Source organism: Bacillus sp. FSL K6-0069, assembly GCF_038007785.1.
Classification (GTDB): Bacteria; Bacillota; Bacilli; order Bacillales; family Bacillaceae_G; genus Bacillus_A; species Bacillus_A mobilis.
This window is the reverse complement of sequence record NZ_JBBOXN010000001.1, coordinates 2,862,011-2,885,817: the sequence shown is the minus strand read 5'-3', so window position 1 is coordinate 2,885,817 and position 23,807 is coordinate 2,862,011. Positions and strand designations below refer to the sequence as shown.

The following is a 23,807-nucleotide window of genomic DNA, read 5'->3' as shown; positions in this document are numbered from 1 at the left end:
CTTAACGTTAGCCTTTTTGTTGTGAGGAGATAAAAATATGGAGAGTAAACAAAGTAGAAATGAGTACTTAAGACGCATTTATAAAGTGCAAGATTATATAGAATCAAACATAGATAATCCACTTTCAATTGAAGAGTTAGCGGATGTAGCAGGATTTTCAAAGTTTCATTTTCATCGTATTTTTAAAGGTATAGTAGACGAGCCATTATCACGGTATGTAAACCGATTAAAGTTAGAAAGGGCAACAAATCTACTTACATATCGCACAGATATGACGATTACGGATATCGCTTACCATTTTGGTTTTACAGATTCGGCAGTTTTCTCCCGCACATTTAAAAGTCATTACGGAGTAAGTCCGTCGCAATATCGAAACGACAATAGCAAGAATTGCAAAGACGTAAGCGGAACTTCTCAATACAATGAGTGTAAGAAGGTTCGAGGAAATGTTGAAACTGCATCAGCGGACGATATACACGTCGCATACATAAGACATATCGGTACATATGAAGAGTTAACGATAGCTTTTCCAAAAATGATAGAGAAATTATTTCATTACGCAGCGGAGGAAAACTATCATGTATTTGAGGATACGAAAGTATTAACCATTTACCACGATCATCATGAATTTACTGTGGACAATCATTTAAGAACTAGTTTATGTATAACAATTCCGGATGGGTCCGCAGTTGAAACGAGCGATATTGGAATCATGGTAATACCTTCTGGAAAGTATGCGGTAGGTCATTTTGAAATATTCCAAGATGAATATAAAGGAGCATGGGATTTCTTATACGGTGAGTGGCTTCCCAATAGCGGATATAAGCCGAGAGATTCGTATCCTTTCGAAATGTATAAAAATGACCCAAGGCAGCACCCGGAAAATAAACATATAGTTGATATATATGTACCTATCGAACCTTTTTAATCATGGGTTAAAGGGGAATGAATAATGAAAACTGCTGAAAAGTTAGATCTGATTATAAAAGAAGAATACAAAAATATTAATGGTATGTTAGTAGTACAGAAAGGTAATGTTGTTTTTGAAAATTATTATAATGATCACGGTTCAGATGATGCATTTCATGTAGCGTCAGTTACAAAAACGATTATTTCTGCGTTAATTGGGATATGTGTAGATAAAGGTTATATAAAAAGTGTTAATCAAAAAGTAATAGAATTTTTCCCGGAATATAACGTTCATTCATCTGAAATAACAGTACGACATCTGTTGACAATGACAGCTCCACATCCTTTCGTAGACTGGCAGGAACCGTTAGAAGAGCTATGTACGCAACGAGATTGGGTACAGTATACGTTAAATAGGATAGGAGCAGGCGGAGAAGTTGGGATTTTTAAATATTCATCTGCAGGAGCGCATGTACTATCAGCAATCATAACGAGCGCAATAGGAAAAAGTGCCCGGGACTTTGCGAATGAGTATTTATTTCGACCACTCGGCATGAGAGAAATTCAAAACTACAATATGAAAGCATTTGGATTCGATGACCTATTCGGAAAAGATGTGAAAGGATGGGTTCACGATCCAAATGGTATTTCAACGGGCGGCTGGGGACTTACGTTAACAGCTAGAGATATGGCTAAGTTTGGACAGCTGTATTTGCATGAAGGTATTTATAATGGAGAACAAATTCTTTCAAAATCTTGGGTAAAAGAATCAATAGCAATGAACCCAAATCATTACGGTTACTTATGGTGGTTACGAGAAGAGGATGGAATCTTTACATACTGTGCAATGGGCGATGGTGGGAATGTAATTTGCTGCGTACCAGAGAAGGAACTGGTGGTGGCGATTGCTTCTGAAATCATACCGAATGCAGAGGATAGATGGAAGTTAATTAAAGAGTGCATACTTCCTTATTCAAAAGATTAAGATGTGAATTTTTATGAAAATAAAAGGATTAGTTATACTTGTTATATTCACCATGATTGAAATTAGCGTTGTGAGAACAAAGTCGTTCAACTAAGATTAGAAAACTTCAACACCTATACGATTATTGAATAATTGCAAGGTGTTGAAGTACTTATTGAGCTAATTAATATACACAAAAATGAAATGTTTTTTTATTGGTAACTATTTTTTAACTTTTCGATGTATTAGATACATCATGCCAAACACAATTACTAGCAAGATAAATTTAATTAATTCCATTAGGCTAATATCCCATTTTGTTTCTACTCCATCTGTTAAATAAAATACATTAAACATACCATGTAAAATTGCAGGTGTTATCACAGAATGGCTATACTCTCTTGTATACGTCAAAATTATAGATAATATAAATAATAACGAGAGATAGCTTAATATACCTACAAACCATAATTCATAGTTTTTATAAAAGATTGATACTGGTAAATGCCATAAAGACCAAAGAGATGCAGTAATGATTGCTGTTTGTTTTAATGAATATTTTTTTTCGTAAATGGTAATGAAAATTTCCATGCCATATGATTTCTTCTAAAAATGCAGACAAAGCAGCAATTGTAAGACCAATGAGTAGGAGAACTCCTAATTCATTCCAATGATGAAATAAGAATTTTATATTATAAATATAAAAATAGAAATGCAGACATAGACCTAGAAGTATTGGGAATAAAATGGAGAAAATTAATGTTCTTATTTTTGGACGTGAAATTCCAAATGTATGAACTATTTTTTGTTTCTTATATAATTTCTGATATAAAATAGCAGCTAAAAGCGGAACAACCATCGTAAACCCTAAATAATTACGACCATTTTCTATGTTCAGTAAGATGATATATACAAGTGATGTAAGGCAATACATACATAATGTTGTATGATAAACTATGTTCCTATTCATATTGTTCACCTACCTTAGTATATATAGTGTTAACCGTCTACTTCCATATTTAAAATTTGAACAAGTTGATCATTTAAATAACTAGTACTATAAGAAAAATCATTTTGATACCACTCAATAATGATGCCAATAATGGCATTCGCTTGGTAGGAACAATAAAGTGAATCATTCACCCCTTCTTTAAGCAAAGACCCTTTATCTTGAAATAATAAATGCTTTATTTCCTCAAAAAATAAATAATAGTACATTAAAGGAACCTTTTTGGAAAAAACAATTCTATAGAACGTTTTATATTTTTCGATATGATGAAAAATCCGAATTGTAGAAGGATCTAATTTACTAGTTTTCAATACTGATACGTAGCGATAAGGCTCTTGATAAGAACGGGTCAAATCTGCTGTGATTTCTTTGAAATACTCCTCAAATAAATCTTCTACTTGTTTATAATGCAAGTAAAAGGTGCCACGATTTATTTTGGCTTTTCTGCAAATTTCCGAGATAGAGATGACTTCTAAAGTTTTTTCGTTTAATAATTCTAGCAATGCGTTATGTAACGCCTCTTTTGTTTTTATAATACGCATGTCTGTACGCATCATTTTTTTCACCTCTTATTGAACACATTTCTTACAATGTGTTAAGTATTGAACATTTATCAGTTTTTTGCTCATTGTAAGAGTTCTTTTGTATTATTATAATTTTTATTGAACAACTGTGCAATAAAAGACAAAGGGGGCCGTTTCAGATGAGATTAAAAGATAAAGTAGCAATTGTTACTGGTGCTGCGTCAGGCATGGGGAAAGCAATTGCAGAAGGTTATACGACAGAAGGAGCAAAAGTTGTAGTATCAGATTTAAACTTAGAAGGGGCTCAACATGTAGTACAAGGAATTAAAGCTACAGGTGCAGAGGCCATTGCTGTTCAAACAGACGTTACCTCAGATCAAGATATTCAACGTCTTTTCGATGAAACAATACAAGCTTACGGGAAATTAGATATTCTTGTTAATAATGCAGGTATCATGGATGGAATGGAGCCTGTTGGTGAAGTTTCAGACGAACGTTGGGAGAAGGTTTTCTCTGTAAATACAGTATCTGTAATGAAAACAATGCGTATGGCAGTAAATCTATTCTTGGAACAAGGACACGGTACAATCGTCAATAATATTTCTGCAGGTGGATTATACGGTGCACGTGCTGGTGCTGTTTACACAGCATCTAAACACGCAGTCGTTGGCCTAACAAAAAACACTGCGTTTATGTATGCGAACAACAACATCCGTTGTAACGGTATCGCTCCTGGAGCAGTCATAACAAACATTGCTTCTACAATGACAAATGTGAGCGAATTTGGTGCGAGCCGCCAAGCATTAGGTATGGCAATTAATCCACGTGCTGGACAACCAGAAGAAGTTGCACAATTGGCTATCTTCCTAGGTTCAGACGAAGCTAGTTTCGTAAACGGACAAGTGATTTCTGTAGATGGAGGCTGGACTTCGTATTAATTTTAATTCAAATATATATAAGTAAATAAATTTTAAAAAGGAATGCTCCTGTCAATTCGGCAGGAGCATTCCTTTTTACATTATAAATTAATACTAACATTTAAATAGCTATTTTTATCGGTTCGAAAATATTTTTACGTACTTTGCATGACTTTGAATAAAGTAAACCATGTTTTGCGACGAAACAATGATACTTTCACCCTACATATGCTTTATCATATCGCAAATAGTATAAGGGGAACTTCCTAATATGATGAGTGAAGGAAAAGAAATTCTATCAAAATCAAGGATAAAAGAATCAAAATCAATATTGTTACTTATGGTGGTTACGAGAAGAGGGTGGCATCTTTTCATACTGTGCAATGGGCGATGGTGGTAGTGATTGCTTCTCAGGTTATATGAAATGCAGAGGATAGATGGGAATTGATTGTGAAATATATTCTTCCTAACAATTAAATTTAAGATATAAAGGCGGTATGAGATCTCATACCGTCTTTTTTACATAGAAAAGGAGTTTGGAAAATAACTTAATGTCATTAAGTTAACTGAAGAATAAACGCAACGTAAAAAATTGTTAATATTTCGATTGTTTTATTTTAACCTCCATTTTTCTATGTATAATGAAGCCGCATACTAAAAATATTTTACAAAAAGGGGATGAAGTGTGTATAGAAATTTTATGAAAAGTTAATGTGTATTTTATGATGATTTTGGGAAACGGAATAATATTTTAAAATTTTCTTGCCTAAGTGTAGAGTTCATACGAAATGAAAATTGTTAAAAAGGATATATATCTTTTTGAAAGCTTTTAAAATACGGAGGGAATATGAAGCTACTATTAAAAGAAATAGCAGTGAACAAAAAAATATTCATTATGTTATTTATTGGATTTACGTTAACAATTCTGCCCATACTTATAGCGATGTCGATTCGAAATGATTACGATGAAGAATTTTATGAGCGAAAACATGGTTATTTTAAATATTACTATTCTGTTCAGCTTACTAGTTTTGGGGAATTGGATTTCAAAGCAATTCAAGAGTTAACAGAAACCACTTTTAAGAACTCAAGTGTTATTACAAATAATATGAGAATTGGAATCCCCGGCATAGGGGAAGTAACGATGATTGGACTTATAAATACGAATTGGTCTCCTCCATTAATAAAAGGTTCTCGAATGAAAGAGGGGGAAGAAAATAGTGTAATTGTCGGAAAGAACATTTATAAAGAATCTGAAACAATAAAACTGTTTAGTAAAGAATATAGAGTTAAAGGCGTGAACGGAGCGAATGATGAACATATTTATAATAACAATGTTTACATCGGTTTAAAGGATATGCCTGATGAGATAAAACGACGTATGAAAAATGAAACTACATTTGAATGGAGGCATTTCATACAGCCAATGTTAATCAGTACAAGAACGAGTTTGCTCTTGTGCTCATTGACATCCACTGGAGGATGATAAATCTGAACTCCAATGCCTGCTGTAAGCCTCATAATAAAGTTATATTACTTTTGATTTTGTATTCACTTTTTGTTTTTTCCTATGCATGGAAGCGAGGCTGGTAAATAAAGCTATTACTACTAGAATACCACCTATTACAGCATTCGCTTCAATGCCTAGATGTTCAATTGTAATACCTCCAATTGTCGAGCCAAATGCCATTCCTACATGGACTGCTGAGTTGTTTAGACTTTGCTGAATGTCCGATGTATGAGGAGCGGATACGATTAAATAGCTTTGAATAGCTGGTTGAAGTGCCCAGCTCAGCATACTCCAAACTATCATAACAATCAGGAAAAGTACTGTATTGAATGTAGTAAAAGGAAGAATGAAAATGGATATTGCAAAAATGGGAATGATAGTAACAATCGTTTTCTTAGGACCTATACGATCTGACAACAATCCGCCTATACCTCCGCCGATAATAGCAGCGATACCGACAATCAAATACATTACGCTTAGCCAGTTTCCATCAAGACCGAGTGCTCCTTGTAAGAATGGAGTAAGGTAGGCATATAGTGTTAAATGGCCTCCAAAAAATAAAACAGACGTAAGTTGAATGCGTATGATTTTTTTGTTTTTTAATGTTTGTAGTTGTGCTTGAATCGAAATACTTGGTTTCGGTTCCATTTTTCCTAATAATAATTGGATACATACAATTGAAATTGCAGTTAAAACGACAATAAAGATAAACGGAGCGCGCCAACCGAAAGCGTTACCTAGCATTAATCCAAAAGGAACACCTAAAACGAGAGAAGCACTAACACCCATTAATACTAAACTAATCGCACGAGCACGGTAAGCTTCTGAACTAATATTGGAAGCGATTGTTAAACAAAGGGAAATTAAAAGTGCTGCGCACATTGCCGAAATGATTCTGGTAACTAAAAGTAAAGTGTAACTTGTGCTTAAAACAGTTATCATATTGGCAAACAACGCCACAGATAAAGTTAAAAGCATCAGTCGTTTTCGTTCCATCTTTGATGTTGCAGAAAGTAGCAAGGGACCTGATATGGCAAAAGTTAAAGAAAAAACGGAAATTAACATCCCTGCTTGCCCTAAGGAAATACCGAGATCATTTGCGACTAAAGGAAGTATACCGCCGAAAATCATCTCTACTAGGCCGACGACAAAAGAAACGATCGTCAATAAATAAACACGTTTGTTCATAAAACACCTCTCTTTAATAATTTTTTAAAATGTACTTCAGTATGAAAGATTACCATTCTATTATTTAAAGCGCAAGCTTAATAATAAAAAAAGAATTCATAGTAATTTTATAAATTAAGAACTATCATTTTATTTCAAAAAAACAAATTATCCCGTAACTTTTAAGGGCAAAAAATCGTTTAACAAAAGAAAGGATTTTCAATCACGAATGGGGGAGAACTATGAAGATTTTAATTCTAGGTGGTACACGTTTTTTAGGAAGAGCTTTTGTAGAAGAGGCATTAAAAAGAGGGCATGAAGTTACATTATTTAATCGCGGAACAAATAAAGAAATTTTTCCTGAAGTAGAGCAGTTAATCGGTGACAGAAATGATGATGTCTCAAGTTTAGAAAATCGAAAATGGGACGCGATAGTCGACACGTGTGGATTTTCTCCACATCACATTAGAAATGTTGGAGAAGTCTTACGGGATAATATAAAGCATTATATATTCATTTCAAGTCTTTCCGTTTATAAAGATTGGATTCCGCATCATATAAAAGAAGATTATATATTACAACCTGAACCTACGGGTGATCAAATAAAGGCTGTGGAGAATGGTGAAGTTTCTCCTTATAAGTATTACGGTGCGCTGAAAGTATTGTGTGAAAAAGAAGCAGAGAAGTATTGGCCGGGGCGCGTTTTACACGTAAGAGCAGGACTTCTTTCAGGAATGTTTGATTATACAGATCGGCTTCCATACTGGATTGGTCGTGTAGCAAAGGGCGGAGAAGTGTTAGTTCCAGGGAGAAAAGACCGTCCAGTGCAGATAGTTGATATAAAAGACATCGCAAACTGGGGACTAAATATGACAGAAAACAATAAGACAGGCACATTTAATGTAACAGGTCCAAGTTATGAATTGACGATGGAAGAGCTATTAAGTACGTGTAAAAAAGTTACGAATAGTGATGCTGCATTCGTTTGGGTAGACGAATCGTTTATGAGTGAACATAATGTGCAGCCTTGGACAGAGATGCCACTATGGCTTCCTGAAACTTTTTCATTAGAAGGTGAGACAAAGCCGTGGGAAGGTGGTTTTTCTATTAGTATTGAAAGTGCTGTGAAAGAAGGACTTACTTTTAGAAGGTTAGAACATACAGTTACAGATGTGTATGAGTGGATGAAGAGTGTGGATGAATGGGAATTAAAAGCAGGTATTTCAGGAGAGAGGGAGAAAGAGTTGTTAGAAAAGTGGTATCAATAAATTTAGATGAGCCCTTTGAATATACTTGATTGCACATAAGGAGGAGAAAAGGTGATGTGGAAAAACACCATTCACAGTATCTCACCAAACTTAAATTTGAAAAACCCAGCTATGACGGATGAACTAACTGATATACAAAACTGTTTACATGTGGAGTTACCGAATGAGTTATATCAATTATTACAGGAAACAAACGGTGTAGAAGGTGAATACGGGGATTTTATATGGTCTACTTCAAAAATTAAAACTGAGAATATGAATATGAGAAATATAGTTGATTTCAAGGATTTATATATGCCTTTTGACTGTTTATTATTTATTGCTGATGGCGGAAATGGTGATTTGTTTGGTTATTCCATTTTGAATGGAATCGTGCAAAGAGATGATCTATATGTATGGAACCATGAAAATGATAGTAGAACGTGGGTTGCTCCTTCTTTAAAGACTTTTATGGAGTGGTGGGAGAATGGAAAAATAACAATTTAAACATAGTATCAAGAAAAAGTGCCTTGTTACTAAAGAAACAAGGCACTTTTTTACGTATAATTAACCTACCACTCAATTGGTTCTTCTCCGTACATTTCCCATAGCTTAGGAAATATCTTTTTTAAACCTTCTTCATCGTCTTCATTCCAGTCAAATTCAAAATCTAAATCGTCGAATTCTTCATTAGATAAGACATGGTAAAGTGTAAAGTAAGTATCATCTTCGTCACCAGTTTTTTCTGCGTATACAGTGAAGCCGAAATATAAAGAAAGTTCTTCTATTTCTGGAACGTCATACTCACTCAAATTTTCTAATACAGGAATTAATCGTTCTGGATCTTCAATACAAGCTTCGTATGTCTCTTTTCCTTGATATAATAACCATCCGCGGAAGTAGTCAAAAGTGTCATCTGAACACCCACCAAAAATAATATAGGCTGCTGCCCATAAACGTGACGTATAGGAATCTTTTAGTATGCGATGCATATGCGTATCAAAAGCTACAATTTCGTGTACTGTACGTTTAGCGAGATGAGAAGTAAGCCATTCTATTTGTTCTTCTTGATCTTCACCTTTTGTTTTTGCACGATTAAGCAGCTCCCAAAATTCTTCTTCTGTTATCGTTTTTTCTTTTATGTAATTTTCCCCAGGGCATGGGTCTGTATATCCCTTTTTACGTTTGGAAGCAATTAGTTTGTTAGCTTCTTTCATACATTCTGCTTCTGTTTCAAACTCTTTCGCTTTCACACTACCAGCTGTGCCAATTTTTCCGTAAAATACAACATAGTCCTTTTCTTTCACAACGATTTTCCAAAACTTATTTGATTTCTCAGTTTGCTGGATTAATAATGTTTCCATTCGTACCCCCATAATGTTTTTCTGGTGTGCCCTGTGATTGTATCATATGTATATATACCTGTAATGATAAAGATTAAGTGTAATTACCAGAAAGTTCAAAACTCATTGAATGAAATAGAAAAATTTAGTAATCTTATTTGTACAGTACATACATTTATATAGCAATTTTTAAATTCAATATAGGGGGCAATCATTGTGGATTTAACGTTTAAAGTGGAGGAAACATGTTTTAATTACCGCGTTGGAGCAATTTGTAAACACGATAATAAAATACTCATTCTGCAAGGTGACGGTGAAGATTTTTGGTACGTACCAGGCGGAAGAGTGAAAATGCTAGAAAATAGTGAAGATGCGTTAAAACGAGAGCTTGCGGAAGAGTTAGCAGTTCCTATTGAGGTGAAGAGATTAATATGGTCGGTAGAAAATTTCTTTACACTTTCTGAACGAAAGTTTCATGAAATCAGTTTTTATTATGAAGTAGAGCTTCATGAGTTACCTGCGAATGGAGCGGATCAATATATTTTGGAAGAAGAAGGTAGAACGTATTTCTTTAAGTGGGTGCCGGTAGAAGAGTTAGATACATATAACTTACAGCCAGCAGTTATAAAAGAGAAAGTAAAGGATGTATTCGTTCATACAGAGCATATCGTTTTACAAAAGTAAATGTATGCGGAGGGGAAAAGGATGAAGGGGACTAAAAAAGAGATTCATGTAGACAGCAAAGTAATTCCATATACACATATCGAAAAAGGTTCCAGTACGGTTTGCTTTATGTTCTCAGGTTCAGGATATAATTATGATAAACCGTTATTTTACTATGCGACGATGCTTATGCTCGAAAATAAAATAGATGTAGTACATATTCATTATTCTTATGACGAACAGGTAATGAATAAATCAATGGAAGAAATAACGAAAGTAATGATGGAGGATATTAATCCTGTAATGAAGGAAGTATTAAAAGGTGAGCAATACAATCATACAATGTTTTTAGGGAAGTCACTCGGAACAATTCCGATTGCAAATGATTTAATGAAGAGAGAAGAGTTTTTACATTCAAAAATGATACTACTTACACCTTTACTAACTTTTGATTCCATTTTTGATTCAATCCTACTTAGTCATCATGAAGGGCTATTAGTAATTGGAGATAAAGATCACCAATATAATGCAGATCAAATCGACCAGTTACATAAAACGAATTTACAGATTGAAGTTGTCAAAAACGCAAATCATTCTGTAAATGTTGGGGGATTGGAAACAGAGAATTCAATTAAAGCGATAGCAAAAATAATAGAAAAGCTTAAAGAAGTTGTTAGGACAAACTAACCTATCAATACATGAAAAAAGAGGTGCAATTTGCACCTCTTTTTTATTTAATAAGCCCTCAACACATGAAGTAAATAATCCTTACGATTCAGCGGATTATAATCAACACGTTTTCGAGTAGGGAAGGGAGCCTTCAGTTTTGTGTAACCAGTGGGATTCACTGTAAATATACCGTCTCCTTCTGTAAATGAATGGAGTATTCGCTTAAAATGCTCTGTTTTCGCAACAGGTAATGAGCCTGTTAACTGGTAAGAATCATTGTATAATTTAGGCTCGCTAAAAGTTGCTGGAATGGCAGCGAGCTTATACATCGCGGTACTAATTGCTTGCTCTGGGACAGTTAATTCGAATTCGTTTACTGGTTCATATACACATGTTCCGGCTTGCTTTAATGCATCCATTAAAACGAGTGGTGTTAAGTTTCTAAAGTCACTCGCTGTTGTAACAGGACTAGCATAACCTGTATGTGTTAACGTGACGATAATGTCCGTAACTTTCCATCCATATAATCCTTGTTTTAACGTTTGAAATACAGTATCTTCAATCGCTTTATGAAATGCTAATGGAAGTGATCCAAGTTCAACACCTAACGTATATGTTATGCCAGAATTAAGTTCACCCCGTTCGATTTTAAAACCAATTGTTGCGTAAAATGGATTCGCTTTTTCGCCCATTACTTCAACGCTATTCCCTACGCCAATTGGTTTCTCAATACATACGACCCGCGTATTTGAGAAAGTAACTTGCAAATTATATTTCTCCGAAAGAGTTGTTTCAATTACTTCTTTTTGTACTTCACCGAAAAGGCGAATATATAGTTCATTATGAATATCATCTTTCCACACTTTAATAAGCGGATCTTCTTCACATAGCTCCATAAGTGCAGCGTATAGATCATGAATACGTTCTTTTGGTAATGCTTCAATAGCAGCTTCCATTTGTGGTTCGGCAAAGTGAATATCTTTTATATAATCAGTCCGTTCACCGATAATATCACCAATTTTAATATCACTCAGTCCCCACACTTTGCAAAATTCTCCGCTAGGAACGATAGAAGCTTGAACCGCATTTCCGTTATGAAATAGGCATATTTTTTTAATCTTTTCTTTATGTGCTGGAGCTTCATCACGCTGTATATGAACATATTTTCTAACGTGTAAACGACCAGAAAAAACTCTTACATATGCAATCTTTTCCCCAGAAGGTTCACGTTCAATTTTAAAAACAACACCGGATAATGTTTCATTTTCAGCAGGCTTATTAGCGGGAATTAAGTCTGAAATATTTTCGAGCAGTTCAGTTACACCCATACCTGTCATGGCTGATCCAAAAAAGATAGGGAACACATTTGCTTGTGCTATTTGTGTAATGAGCTTTTCTCTTAATAATGTGTCCGGTACGATTTCGTCATTTACATATGACGCAAGTAATGATTCATTATATGGTGCTAACAGTTCCATACAATCGTCATATGATTTGTATTCAATAATTCTTGCTTCCTTTGTTCCTGCGTTTTTTACATAGTAGAAAGGGAATGCTTCATTTGAAAGAACCTCTTTTATTTGTTTCATAACTTTTTCAGTATTTGCGCCACTACGATCAATTTTATTAACGAATAAAATAGTCGGTATGTTTAGTTTCTGTAATGTTCGCATTAAAATTTTTGTTTGCGCTTGCACACCTTCAACGGCAGAAATAACTAAAATTGCACCGTCTAAAACGCGGAATGATCGCTCTACTTCAGCGATAAAATCAGCGTGTCCAGGTGTATCAATGACATTTACTTTTAAGTCATTGATACAGAAAGAAACGACAGAAGCTTTAATCGTAATTCCGCGTTGTCTCTCTAATTCCATTGAGTCAGTTTGCGTATTGCCACTATCAACCCAGCCAATTTCTTTAATTACATTCGTTTCATAAAGAATACGCTCAGTCAAACTCGTCTTGCCAGCGTCTACGTGCGCGACAATCCCTATATTTATTGTTGTCATATGTGAATATCCTCATTTCATTTCCCATTTTTAATTCCTCATTTCTATTTGTGTATTGCCGCATTACAATCACTCTCCAGTCATTTAAATTAGTACTATTATAGTGCAATTAACATTATTTGTAACGCGACAAAGCGCCTTAATTTGGAAAATATAAATGAAAACAAAATGCTTGCATTCTAAATCGATATAGATTATATTAATTGACATATCAACTATTGATACATCAAACATTTTTTGTTTTGTATGTAAAGGAGGGATAGTTTGACAAGTTCATGCTCAAAAGAAGCGATTATTTTATATAAATTACACTTTCTAAATAAAGAAGTAAGTTCGAAGTTTGAAGGGTGTACGGGTATGAGCCAGTCTCGATTAGAGCTTATACTTCAGTTATATGAAGTAGGTGAAATAAGTCAAAAAGCACTTCAACAAGAAGTGAATATTGACAATGCTGCGATTACAAGACATTTAAAGCAGCTAGAGGCAAATGAAATGATAGTAAGACGTAAAAATCCAGACGATAACAGAATTACGTTAGTGTCTCTTACTGAAGAGGGACGAAATAAAATTCAGGCGTTTCAAGAGGAAAAAGAACGTTTTGCAGCTTCAGCATTTAAAGGATTAAGTGAAGAACAGCGCGACAATCTTTTAAATGTGTTAAATCACATTCAAGAAAATATAAAAGAACTTTAAAAAAGGGAGAATACAACTATGACTAACTCAGTAAAAACAAATGATTTTAACGAAATTTTAACAGGACGCCGTTCAATTCGTAAGTACGATCCTTCCGTGAAAATTAGCAAAGAAGAAATGACAGAAATTCTTACAGAAGCAACACTTGCACCATCTTCAGTAAACATGCAACCATGGAGATTTTTAGTGATTGAAAGTGACGAAGCGAAAGCAACACTTGCGCCACTTGCGAAATTTAATCAATCTCAAGTAGAAACATCTTCAGCGATGATTGCTGTATTTGGTGATTTAAACAACTTTGATAACGCAGAAGAAATTTACGGTACAGCAGTAGAGCGCGGTTTAATGCCAGCTGAAGTAAAAGAAGATCAAATGAAAAAACTTTCAGGTTACTTCTCAATGGTTACACCAGAAGTAATGAAAGATACTGTTTTAATTGATGGTGGACTTGTAGCGATGCAATTTATGTTAGCTGCTCGTGCTCACGGTTATGACACTTGCCCAATTGGTGGATTTGAAAAAGACCAAATCGCAGAAGCATTCGGATTAGATAAAGAACGTCACGTACCAGTTATGTTAATTTCAATCGGAAAAGCTGCTGACAGTGGTTACCAATCAGTACGTCTTCCAGTTGAAAAAGTTGCTGAGTGGAAGTAATTTTATAAATACAGAAATAAGTGAGATATGAGAGGGGAAACACCATGATTATTATTCACGCAATATTTCAAGTAGATCCAGCAAAACAACAATCATTTTTAGGAGAAATTCGTCCGCTCATTCATAGTTCAAGAGAAGAAAGTGGAAATGTATCTTACGATTTATATAAAGATACCGAAAAAGAAAATGTATATACGATGGTAGAAGTGTGGAAAGATGCAGAGGCAGTTGCGAGTCATAATACGAGTGAACACTTCACATCTTTCGTTAGTAAAGTAAAACAGTTTTTAACTGCTCCACTAGATATAAAAGCTTATAATGGAGAGTTAGTGAAATAATAAGGTAGAAAAAGATGACTTTAGCGTATAGCTGAGGTCATCTTTTTTTGTATAAGTAGAACCTACTTCCGACACAGTTAGGTTGAAAGGTAAGTGTTGTTCTTATCTTTAGTAATGGTGATGAATTGTATGTTAAATTCGAACATTCGGTTTATCGGAAAATTTTTACGTGTTATAATTTTCTTGTAAATAAATGGTAGAGGGGAGTAAGTAATGGGAGAATTTCAAAGTAATTTGCATACGGCAACGCAACTTGCAACGAAAATGAGAAATGCTTCAGATAGGATGCAAAGTGCTACTAGTCGCACTATAAATAAGGCAACGCGTACTACACTATCTGTGAACTTCAAAGCACAAGAAGCAAATCAACAAAATTTACAAATCACGAAACAGTTTTGCGCTGCTTTTCAACAAACAATTGATAATATCCATTCCGTAGCAAATGAATTTGAGAAAATGGATACCGGACTTCAAAAGACTTTTCAATAATGTAACAACCTACGTAAAGGGGAAAAGGTAGGGAGAAAAGATGAGTCAAGAAATTGAAACGAGAATCAGTCAATGTAATCAAAAATTACGAATTATATTTGAAGAACAAAATGAAAACCGAATCGCGCTGCAAAATCAAGAACGAGCTGAGGCTAGTTTTCATGAATGGAAAAATAGAAATAATCGTTTATTTAACCGAATACTAGAAACTTGGTATGGTGACAAAGAAGCATTTCACCTTTTTACGAATATGCGGCAAGAGATCGGGCAGTATGAAAGAAAACTTACATTCGAATTAGAAAACGAAAAAGAGACGTTGCTTAAAGAAAAACGGCATCTCAGCGAGAAAGAAAACGACCTTTCCTATGAACAGCAGCAACTACAAAGGGAGGCCAATACATGAGTTTAAACATGTATTTGGGAGAAGTACAAAGTCAAACGCAAAGTATGAACGCTATATGTAATGCTACGATTCAAAGTATGGAACAAGCCATTCAATCTATTGATGCCTTTGCGATAGACACAGTATTACAAGGACAAACATACAGTAGTGCAAAAGCCTACCTTGTCCAAACATTTCGGCCATTAGCGCAAGGAATCATATGCTTATGCGAAGAATTAATTCGCCAAAACGAAGCATTTCCAAACGATTTTCAAGCAAAAGTTGCTTCAACAGATGTTATCGAACATGAAATAAGACAACAAATACAAGAAATCAATCAATCCATTGCAAGTATAGAAGCAATAGAAGTACTTACACCAATGCCTGGAGTAGACGCAATTACTGCAGTCTTAATTGCAATGAGAAAAAAACTAGAAGAAAAACTAGAGCGTCTATATGAATTCAATCATTCATCCAGCAACAACTACAGCACCGCCCTCCAATTAGCCGCTAGCATCACAGCCGGACTCGCTGAAGTACAAAGCGGGAAAGGATTTAGTCCTGTGAGTGGGACGTTTAGTACACAAGGTTTGAATATGGATTGGGTGAGTTCGATTCAGGGGATTATAGAAGAACAAGCTCGTCAAACCGAGATGAAACAAATTACTTTGCAAAAACAACAATTTAACTTACAAGAACAGGAAGACGATAGATCATGGCATGAAAAAACAGCCATTTATGCGCAATCATTTTTGCATGGAGTTATCGAATTTTTTCAAGGCGCTGGTGATGCAGCACTAGAAAACTTTTTTGGACTACAACCACATGAGAATGATAAATTAGAAAGTAAGACAACTTACCAAGCTGGAAGGTTGGCTGGAAATGTTATCTCAATAGCCGGGTCCATTGTAGAAATATTTGAAGGTATTTCGCTCATAGGTGGATCTAATTTCTTAACTATCGTGGCAGAAGTAGGAACTGGTGGGTTAGCGTCACCAATTGTTATTCCATTAGATATAGCAGCAACAGCTGCTGGGGCTAGTCTTTTTGCACATGGCGGATTTGTTTGGAATAAATCGATTCAAAATACTAAGGATACTATTCAAAAAATCCAGTCTTCTGGTGGGGGTGCGGCTAACGGTAAACCTAGCAGTAACAAAAATAAAAATGTAGATAATTTTGATGCAAAAACAGCTACAAATAAGCAAAAAGGGAATTATGGTGAAATAAAATCTAGTGACAATTTATTGAATAATCAAAGTTTAAAAGAAGCTGGATTTGATTTAAAGCCAGTCGGAAAAAGTGCACCATCAGGTATAAATGATAAAATAGTAAAAGGAATTGATGGATTATATGAAAATGCAAATCCAAATTCAAATATTAAATATGTTATTGATGAAGCAAAGTTTGGTAGTTCACAATTAGGAAAAACTAAAGATGGACGACAAATGTCAGATGGTTGGTTGAATGGTGCGAAAACCCGAAAAAGTAGAATATTGAAGGCAGTTGATGGAGATGCAAAATTAGCATCAAAGATTACGAAAGCATTACAAGATCAGGAAGTTGAGAGAGTGTTATCAAAGGTTGATAGTAGTGGAAATGTGAAAACATTTAGAATAGATGCAAAGGGAGACATAATTGGAGAATGGCCATAATTTAAGGCACTAGGAGGAATTGAATAGTATGAGAGATCCTTTATGTATAGAAGAAAAATGTAGAGAAGGAATAGAATATAATAAAGAGTTTATTGAGGAAAATAGAGAGGAGATTAAAAGTTTTGAAGAAGATGAAAGGAATGGTATTCAAAGAAAGGCTAAAGATAATAAAAGTCTTATAGAAGGAAGGTATCTATTAAATTTTAATTATGAGTTAGAGGATATTATTGCAAAATATTCTCTAGGAGAATCTATCCATACAATAGAAGGAGATTTTGACAACGCTCTTATTGATTTGAGGCATATAGGGGAAAGAGAAGTTGGATATTTAAATCTAATTTGGATGATATCTCTAGGGATTTTATTAGAGACGGAGAAAAAGAATCTTGTAAGTTTAGCTAAGCTAGTTGAGAAGGAAAATATGAACGACGTAGTAATCGATTTCCTCTTATGCGCTAGTGATATCGGATACACAAAAATGACGAACAGATATTATAAAGAAAATCCATATGCAAAAACGAGAGAGATTATAGAACTTGCACAAACAGATAAAAAAGAAGCGCCTAAAAGATTACAAACGTATATGGAGAAAGAATGGTTTAAAGGCCATTATGATTATGAATGGAAAAATGCTCATAAAGAACCTGGATATGTAGGATATTGGAGTTTTGAAACAGCTGCACTAGTAAAGATACTCGAAATTGATGATACGAGTTTAAAAGGTAATAACCATTATCCATATGATTTGGCACATTATAAAAATGAAATGAAATTTAAGCATATAGACCTAAGTGAATATCACTATGAAGATGAGACAGAAGAAATCGAGGATATAGTAGAAGGAATTGAACATAATCCTGCATTGGAAAATATGATTCCGCCACAATGGCATTCATTGGTCAATGAATTGATTCATGACTATGAGAATATGGATGATAGTAGTTTTTATGAAAAATACAAAAAAACGATAGGAATAGGTCAAGTGTGGTTCTTACCACAAGAGTATGAAGAAGAAAATGAGCAAAAGGATTTATTAGGAAGTTTAATTGTGTTTGCCCTGACGGTAAGAGATTATATATTACAATTGGACTATAAAGAAGATTTAGAGGACTACATCGATAATCTTAAAAATTTCTGGAATGTTTCAGAAACAAAGTTAGTTCAATTTATGTTAGAGAATGATCAAAATTATTATGCATGGGTACCAAAAGAAGTAAATATCCCAAATATGTATGAAGTGAAGATAGAGAGTGTCGATGTAGAGGAAGTTCTATAACGAATAAATTGAAATGGTTGTCATCATATGTAATATTAGAATACATTTTACTAGTTAATTGAAAAAAATGCATGCGTTGGAGAAAAAAGAGCGTATAGTTACTAAAAAGTAAAGGGAAAGAAGGCTGTTGAATTGAGATTGGCAGATTTTATTAAACTAGATAAAAATGAAGTAATTCACTTTGATATTAAAAACCTTTCACCATCATTTGAAGTGCAAAAAGAATTACATCCTGTAAAAAAAATTATTTTGTACAAAAAAGATTATCAAGAAAGAGTTTTAAACAGAGTAAAAGAAAAATTTGACTGTGATAGATGTGATCTTGTTTTAGATATATATTCTAAAATATATGTAAATAAAAACTTGAACAATGTAGATTTAGATACTATGAATTCTTTTTATCAAACGTACCGGCTTTTATTGCTATCAAGTGATAAGTCATTTTGGGAAAATGATTTTAATGCATTCTGTAATAATCGTGGTGTGAAGCCTAAATTAATTAAAAAAAATGCCTTAAATCTGTTAAGGTATGAATGGTTATTGTCTGAAAAAGTGTTTAATCATTATGAAAATATTAATAATCATCCCGATGTTATGCGTTTTGCTACAGTGACACATACAATAGGAAATATGACATTATTGCCTAAAGGATTAAACGTTGGGCGTGCTATTGCAACTAGAGATTATTGTGATTTAACATTAATGTCACTACAAAGTTTTTTAGGCCGTTCTTTCGATACTTTCGTAACAGATTATTATATGCAAGACTTTATTGATGATAAATTAGAGTTATGGGAGGGACATTGTTTTGAATACCCATTGCCAAATTCATTTAATAAAGTAAAGGCCCGCAAACTATCGGAAATTCAAAAAAATCAAATTGTTCAAAGCAGAATTTTTGAATTTATGGGAAATGCCAATGATAAAATCGAGAAACGCTCTGAACGATTATATAAAGCGTTATTAGTTAAATAGAAGGAGAATATAAACAGAGTGAAAATTAATGAAATTCAACGATAAGATTGTGATAGCGAAAAATATGTTGCCATAAGAAACGGTTTATTTGCAAAGATCTAGTGGTTGTGATGAAGGTGATTCAGGTTGCTATATAGGTCCCATCAATGAAGAAGTATCAGGAGAATTTAAAATCATATACGCCTACGAATTATTAAAAATGAAACCTGCAATTATTCAAGTGCTAGCCTTACCGTATAATTATTTAGTAGTATTTGAGAAGGGCAAAATGAAAGCGATTTTAAATGAATGTGATGTTGATATTTTGGGTGAAATAGTAAAATAATGAATGTGTATAAGGTGTCAAATGCCCAATATGAAAATCACGTGAGATAAGCACTTTATTGTCAACGGAGGACAATAGGTGCTTTTTTACGTGGAGTAAAGAAAAAATATAAGTTTGCTTGTTGCTCTGTTTCAACTTAGTGTCATATGTTATAATTTGGAAAGTATATATTCTTAATTTTTAGAAAATTTAAAGGTGGTAGTTTACTATATGAGTACATTAAAGAAAATTACGGACAATATTTCGAAGGTTATTATAGGAAAAGATGAAGCGATTGAACTTGCAGCTATAGCACTTATAGCAAGAGGGCATATTTTATTAGAGGATGTACCTGGGACGGGAAAAACAACATTAGCAAAAAGTTTGGCTAAAAGTGTAGACGCTAAATTTCAAAGAATTCAATTCACAGCGGATACTTTGCCTGGAGATATTATTGGTCTTGAATATTTTGATGTGAAGGAATCGGATTTTAAAACGAGGTTAGGACCCATTTTTGCAAATATCGTATTAGTGGATGAAATTAATCGAGCTGTACCGAGAACACAATCTTCGTTACTTGAGGTTATGGAAGAGCGTACTGTTACAATTGCGAAACAGACACATTCATTACCAGACCCTTTTTTAGTTATTGCAACACAAAATCCACTCGAATCAGCGGGTACATTTCCGTTACCTGATGCTCAGTTAGACAGATTTTTACTCACAATACGCCAAGGTTATCCTACGAGAGAAGCAGAAAAGGAAATGATGAATCGGTTTCAAATGAATGATCCGTTAGAAACGTTACATTCTATTATTTCAACTGAAGAAATTATTACAGTGCAAAAACGAGCAAGAGAAGTGTTAGTAGGGAATGATGTGCAAGATTATCTACTTGAAATTATTGAGGCAACGCGTAAACATGAGTTAATTGAAATTGGAGTAAGCCCGCGGGGGACGTTAGCATTTATGAGAGCGATTCAAGCACGGGCAATATTAAATGAAAGAGATTATTGTACGCCAGATGATATAAAGACGCTTGCTGCATCTGTTTGCGTTCATCGTTTAACGTTAACGATTGAGGGGGAAATGAAAACGACGAAAGAACAAATCATGAAAGAAATTCTTCATACGATTAATGTGCCAGTGGAGAATGTACAATGAATCAACAACTTGTGTATACACCGTTAGCGGAGCCTTTCGTAATGGGAGTTATGTCAGCTATAGCCGTTATTTTATGTGTATTTTCAAGTAATCTATTGTTTTTATCTCTCGTATTTTTGTATGTAATTTTAATAGGTGCGATGCATGTATACATACGTAAAGTATCTCGTGTTGAATGGGAATACAGTCAAGGGAATTCAAACGTTTTTATAGGTGAAGCGAATGTGTGCAAAATGAAAATTTCAAACAAGTCGTTATTCCCTATTTTCAATATCGTATTTCGATTTAAATGTGAAAATAAGCTAACTTGGAATCATGATGAAATAAACAAAAATACGAATACAGGTTCAAATTATTATATGAATTTTAATTTAAAAGGAAGAGAGTCCGTTTCATTTGATTTGCAAGCTGTAGCTGTAAAAAGAGGAATTGCGAAATGGGAAGAAGTAGAAATTGTCATTACTGATCCTTTTGGATTCATAACGAACCATATAACATATAAACAAGTTAATACGCCGTCCTACTTAGTCTTACCAGCTGTTCCGAAAATGCAAGTTCCTGAATTACAAGAATGGTCACGAGGGTTTCGAAAAGCGATGTCATCACCCTTATATGATGAAACGAAAGTAATGGGAGTGAAGTCGTATGAAAATGAAGATTTTCGTTCTATCCACTGGAGTGCAACAGCGAAAACAGGGACGATAACCGCGAAAAAGTACGAGCGAACACAATCAGATAAATATGCGATATATCTCAACTTGCAAAATAAAAGCGGTATTTCTTTGAGAAATGATACAGAGGAACTAATTGAATTAACAGCAGGCATATGTAAACAACTGCTTATGCAAAACTGTTCATTTGAAGTTTGGATCAATAGTGTAAAAGATAATGGATTGTTGCATATAAAGAACGGTCATAACCGGAAACATTTGCAAAATGTATTAAAAGTACTCGCCTCAATATCGGACCAAGATACCCCTGTATCTTCTAGTTATTTTTACACAGCAGGTTTTCGTCGTAAAGAATTGGATGCAGTTCCTTTAATTCTTGGTACTTCTCCAAGGAAATACACCAGAACGAATAAATGGGTTGTAATTAAAGAATAAGAAAGGGTTTATGTCATGGCTAATAAAGAGCGACATATGAAGGTGAAGATTTGGAGTATTAGAGTTTTCATGATACTTTTCTTTACGGTTAGTGCGATAACGTTATCACAAGGTGTTGTGCATGTACAAGACATAGTAAAAGGGCTTTTTTCTAGTAAGACGGAGACAATATCGGAAAGAAACTATGATTTTACTAGTTTAGACGAACAGTTTGATGAACCTGAAAGAATTATAGATGAAGAAACAGGAGTTGTAGATACAAGAACAAAAATAGATAGGAAAATTCCACTTTTTGTACGAAAAAATTCATGGACTGATGTGTTTTCTGTTCTTTCAAATGCATGGATTAGTGTCGTTTTTTATGTAATTATTGCAGTGGTTATTCTATATGTTTTTTATAAATTAATGAGGAAAAAGGTAACGAAATCAGAAATAGAACAAGATAAACAATCGATAACAAAAGAAAATACGGAAAGAACCGAAAAGAAAAAGAAAGTGATGCATCAGTTTGAACAGCCGTTACCTAAAGATACGATAAGGAAAACGTTAATTGAATGGGAAAGAACTTTACCGTTTCACGAACAGAGAAGATCCTATGAAACGATGCAACAATGGTTAAGCAGAATTTGTAGAACGAGGGATATTATCCCGATATATGAGTCTGTCCGTTATGGAGAAAAGACGTATACGGGGTTAGATGTAGAGAAGACTGTACGATGGATAGAGCGAGACGGGAAAGCGTGACATTAATATAAGTAAATGAAATTAACTGTAAATTAATTTCATTTACTTATATTTAATTACATGGTAATGTATACTTACTTTTTTATCCCGCTTTAATGGGCAGTAAGACCCCCACCTCAAAATGCAGCGAAAGCAAAGAAGCTAGGTGGGGGGCAACTGCCCATAAAAGTCCGATTGGTGAGGGCTGATGAAAGTTTCACTTTATATCTCTACCAATGGAAAAAAGTTGCCTTAGTAGAGTATTGCTCGTTACATTTTTTATGAGTTTATCTTCGCTTCATCAGTATAGAATGAAAAAGAGATGAATTGATTACGGGTAGCATGTAAATAAAAAATTATAATGTATTTTTAAATTTTTATAAGGATGTGAAAATAGAATGAAACCTGTATTGAAAAACATACTCCTTTCCTTTATTTTTTCTGCAGCAGGGATGTGTTGGTTTCTGTTTATGTTAGTTAGAGGAGGCGGAGACTGGTTATTGTCTTGGGTAGGTGTATTCATGGCCTTTTTATCTTTATACACGTTAATAGATTTATATTGTAAGTATACATACGATAAAAAATGGAGTAAATTGTTTATTAAAGCAACAGTTACTACCTTTAGTTTTGCAGTATTGGGAATCACCTTTGGTATTATACACGAGCTATTACAGCCATGGAGTCTCAGTTTAATGGTTTGGTATTGGTTGTTAGTGTTACTTTTATTTGTAACGACCATAATATTATTAGTTTTTGTATTATTTGTTAATCGTAAAAATTATAATATTCCTGGGAGATATAGAATACTTATACTGCTTAATCTATTTCTTACGTTAGCACCAGTGCTGTGGCCATTAATACTTACTATTATCGGGAATGGCATGAACGCTAGTGCAGGATGGTAAAAGTAAATGAACTAAAAAGTTGATATAGGGTTTTAAATATGTAAAAGAACGAGTTTTCATAAATTGAAAACACGTTCTTTTTTTATTTTCATACATTACTTTTTCTCATCTGGGCGTCTAATTTTGAAAGTAAGTATTTCGTAAGGAATGGATAAGAAAAAAGAGAGTTTTATCATTTAGGATGAAAGTATAGCTTGAATCAATACGAT

At 34.1% G+C, this 23,807-nt stretch carries 23 protein-coding genes and 3 pseudogenes; 21 read left to right on the top strand and 5 right to left on the bottom strand.

The genetic code is table 11. The features are described from left to right. Positions 1 to 37 precede the first annotated feature (37 nt). Positions 38 to 928 (top strand): AraC family transcriptional regulator, encoded by an 891-nt coding sequence (locus MHB74_RS14790; protein WP_061676927.1) that lies wholly within the window; start codon positions 38 to 40, stop codon positions 926 to 928. Positions 929 to 952: 24 nt separating this feature from the next. Beyond that, on the top strand, positions 953 to 1,894 hold the full coding sequence (locus MHB74_RS14785) for a serine hydrolase domain-containing protein (protein WP_061676926.1): 942 nt from the start codon (positions 953 to 955) through the stop codon (positions 1,892 to 1,894). A gap of 201 nt (positions 1,895 to 2,095) precedes the next feature. Here MHB74_RS14785 and MHB74_RS14780 read toward each other — a convergent pair. Further along, a pseudogene (locus MHB74_RS14780) lies at positions 2,096 to 2,732 on the bottom strand (CPBP family intramembrane glutamic endopeptidase). A gap of 140 nt (positions 2,733 to 2,872) precedes the next feature. After that, entirely contained in the window at positions 2,873 to 3,439 is a 567-nt protein-coding gene (locus MHB74_RS14775) for a TetR/AcrR family transcriptional regulator (RefSeq protein WP_061676925.1), read from the bottom strand. A gap of 146 nt (positions 3,440 to 3,585) precedes the next feature. Between MHB74_RS14775 and MHB74_RS14770 the strand changes: the two genes are divergently transcribed. Then, entirely contained in the window at positions 3,586 to 4,344 is a 759-nt protein-coding gene (locus MHB74_RS14770) for an SDR family oxidoreductase (RefSeq protein ID WP_061676924.1), read from the top strand. Between the two features lie 826 nt (positions 4,345 to 5,170). Further along, positions 5,171 to 5,728 (top strand): annotated as a pseudogene (locus MHB74_RS14765) (ABC transporter permease); the annotation flags it as partial. Between the two features lie 123 nt (positions 5,729 to 5,851). On the opposite strand, the gene MHB74_RS14760 reads toward MHB74_RS14765, so the two are convergent. Next, complete coding sequence (locus MHB74_RS14760) at positions 5,852 to 7,021, bottom strand: MFS transporter (RefSeq protein WP_061676923.1); 1,170 nt, start codon at positions 7,019 to 7,021, stop codon at positions 5,852 to 5,854. Positions 7,022 to 7,242: 221 nt separating this feature from the next. Between MHB74_RS14760 and MHB74_RS14755 the strand changes: the two genes are divergently transcribed. After that, on the top strand, positions 7,243 to 8,268 hold the full coding sequence (locus MHB74_RS14755; protein WP_061676922.1) for an SDR family oxidoreductase: 1,026 nt from the start codon (positions 7,243 to 7,245) through the stop codon (positions 8,266 to 8,268). Positions 8,269 to 8,322: 54 nt separating this feature from the next. After that, positions 8,323 to 8,754, top strand: a complete 432-nt coding sequence (locus MHB74_RS14750) for an SMI1/KNR4 family protein (protein ID WP_061676921.1) — start codon at positions 8,323 to 8,325, stop codon at positions 8,752 to 8,754. Positions 8,755 to 8,819: 65 nt separating this feature from the next. Here the strand turns inward: MHB74_RS14750 and MHB74_RS14745 are convergent, their stop codons facing one another. Beyond that, a complete protein-coding gene (locus MHB74_RS14745) occupies positions 8,820 to 9,611 on the bottom strand; it encodes a DUF4240 domain-containing protein (RefSeq protein ID WP_061676920.1) in 792 nt (263 codons plus the stop codon). Between the two features lie 195 nt (positions 9,612 to 9,806). Between MHB74_RS14745 and MHB74_RS14740 the strand changes: the two genes are divergently transcribed. Beyond that, positions 9,807 to 10,274, top strand: coding sequence for an NUDIX hydrolase (locus MHB74_RS14740; RefSeq protein ID WP_061676919.1), 468 nt, complete (start codon positions 9,807 to 9,809; stop codon positions 10,272 to 10,274). A 21-nt stretch (positions 10,275 to 10,295) separates the two neighbouring features. Beyond that, a complete protein-coding gene (locus MHB74_RS14735; RefSeq protein WP_061676918.1) occupies positions 10,296 to 10,940 on the top strand; it encodes a hypothetical protein in 645 nt (214 codons plus the stop codon). Positions 10,941 to 10,987: 47 nt separating this feature from the next. Here the strand turns inward: MHB74_RS14735 and MHB74_RS14730 are convergent, their stop codons facing one another. Next, complete coding sequence (locus tag MHB74_RS14730; RefSeq protein WP_061676917.1) at positions 10,988 to 12,931, bottom strand: elongation factor G; 1,944 nt, start codon at positions 12,929 to 12,931, stop codon at positions 10,988 to 10,990. A 264-nt stretch (positions 12,932 to 13,195) separates the two neighbouring features. Between MHB74_RS14730 and MHB74_RS14725 the strand changes: the two genes are divergently transcribed. The 13 genes and pseudogenes from MHB74_RS14725 to MHB74_RS14665 all read left to right on the top strand — a co-directional run bounded on the left by MHB74_RS14725 (position 13,196) and on the right by MHB74_RS14665 (position 23,598). Further along, complete coding sequence (locus MHB74_RS14725; RefSeq protein WP_061676916.1) at positions 13,196 to 13,624, top strand: MarR family winged helix-turn-helix transcriptional regulator; 429 nt, start codon at positions 13,196 to 13,198, stop codon at positions 13,622 to 13,624. Between the two features lie 18 nt (positions 13,625 to 13,642). Beyond that, entirely contained in the window at positions 13,643 to 14,281 is a 639-nt protein-coding gene (locus MHB74_RS14720) for a nitroreductase family protein (protein ID WP_000185378.1), read from the top strand. Positions 14,282 to 14,325: 44 nt separating this feature from the next. After that, positions 14,326 to 14,619, top strand: a complete 294-nt coding sequence (locus tag MHB74_RS14715; RefSeq protein ID WP_061676915.1) for a putative quinol monooxygenase — start codon at positions 14,326 to 14,328, stop codon at positions 14,617 to 14,619. A gap of 213 nt (positions 14,620 to 14,832) precedes the next feature. Then, entirely contained in the window at positions 14,833 to 15,108 is a 276-nt protein-coding gene (locus MHB74_RS14710; protein WP_061676914.1) for a TIGR04197 family type VII secretion effector, read from the top strand. A 40-nt stretch (positions 15,109 to 15,148) separates the two neighbouring features. Then, positions 15,149 to 15,511: a DUF3958 family protein gene (locus tag MHB74_RS14705; protein WP_044584584.1), complete on the top strand. Its 363-nt coding sequence runs from the start codon at positions 15,149 to 15,151 to the stop codon at positions 15,509 to 15,511. Further along, entirely contained in the window at positions 15,508 to 17,145 is a 1,638-nt protein-coding gene (locus MHB74_RS14700; protein WP_061676913.1) for a T7SS effector LXG polymorphic toxin, read from the top strand. Before MHB74_RS14705 ends, MHB74_RS14700 begins: the two co-directional genes overlap by 4 nt. A 28-nt stretch (positions 17,146 to 17,173) precedes the next feature. Beyond that, the gene (locus MHB74_RS14695; protein WP_061676912.1) at positions 17,174 to 18,421 is read left to right on the top strand and encodes a PoNi-like cognate immunity protein; all 1,248 of its coding nucleotides are present in this window, start codon (positions 17,174 to 17,176) and stop codon (positions 18,419 to 18,421) included. A 132-nt stretch (positions 18,422 to 18,553) separates the two neighbouring features. Beyond that, entirely contained in the window at positions 18,554 to 19,396 is an 843-nt protein-coding gene (locus MHB74_RS14690) for a hypothetical protein (protein ID WP_061676911.1), read from the top strand. Positions 19,397 to 19,418: 22 nt separating this feature from the next. Beyond that, positions 19,419 to 19,721 (top strand): annotated as a pseudogene (locus MHB74_RS14685) (immunity protein Imm33 domain-containing protein); the annotation flags it as partial. Positions 19,722 to 19,931: 210 nt separating this feature from the next. After that, positions 19,932 to 20,864 carry an AAA family ATPase gene (locus tag MHB74_RS14680; protein WP_061676910.1) on the top strand — a complete coding sequence of 311 codons (933 nt, stop codon included), beginning with the start codon at positions 19,932 to 19,934 and terminating at the stop codon, positions 20,862 to 20,864. Continuing rightward, positions 20,861 to 21,970 (top strand): DUF58 domain-containing protein, encoded by a 1,110-nt coding sequence (locus MHB74_RS14675; RefSeq protein WP_061676909.1) that lies wholly within the window; start codon positions 20,861 to 20,863, stop codon positions 21,968 to 21,970. The genes MHB74_RS14680 and MHB74_RS14675 overlap by 4 nt, the downstream gene beginning before the upstream one ends. A 15-nt stretch (positions 21,971 to 21,985) precedes the next feature. Further along, the gene (locus MHB74_RS14670; protein WP_061676908.1) at positions 21,986 to 22,714 is read left to right on the top strand and encodes a hypothetical protein; all 729 of its coding nucleotides are present in this window, start codon (positions 21,986 to 21,988) and stop codon (positions 22,712 to 22,714) included. Positions 22,715 to 23,091: 377 nt separating this feature from the next. Beyond that, entirely contained in the window at positions 23,092 to 23,598 is a 507-nt protein-coding gene (locus MHB74_RS14665) for a DUF3902 family protein (protein WP_061676907.1), read from the top strand. Positions 23,599 to 23,807: the final 209 nt, after the last annotated feature.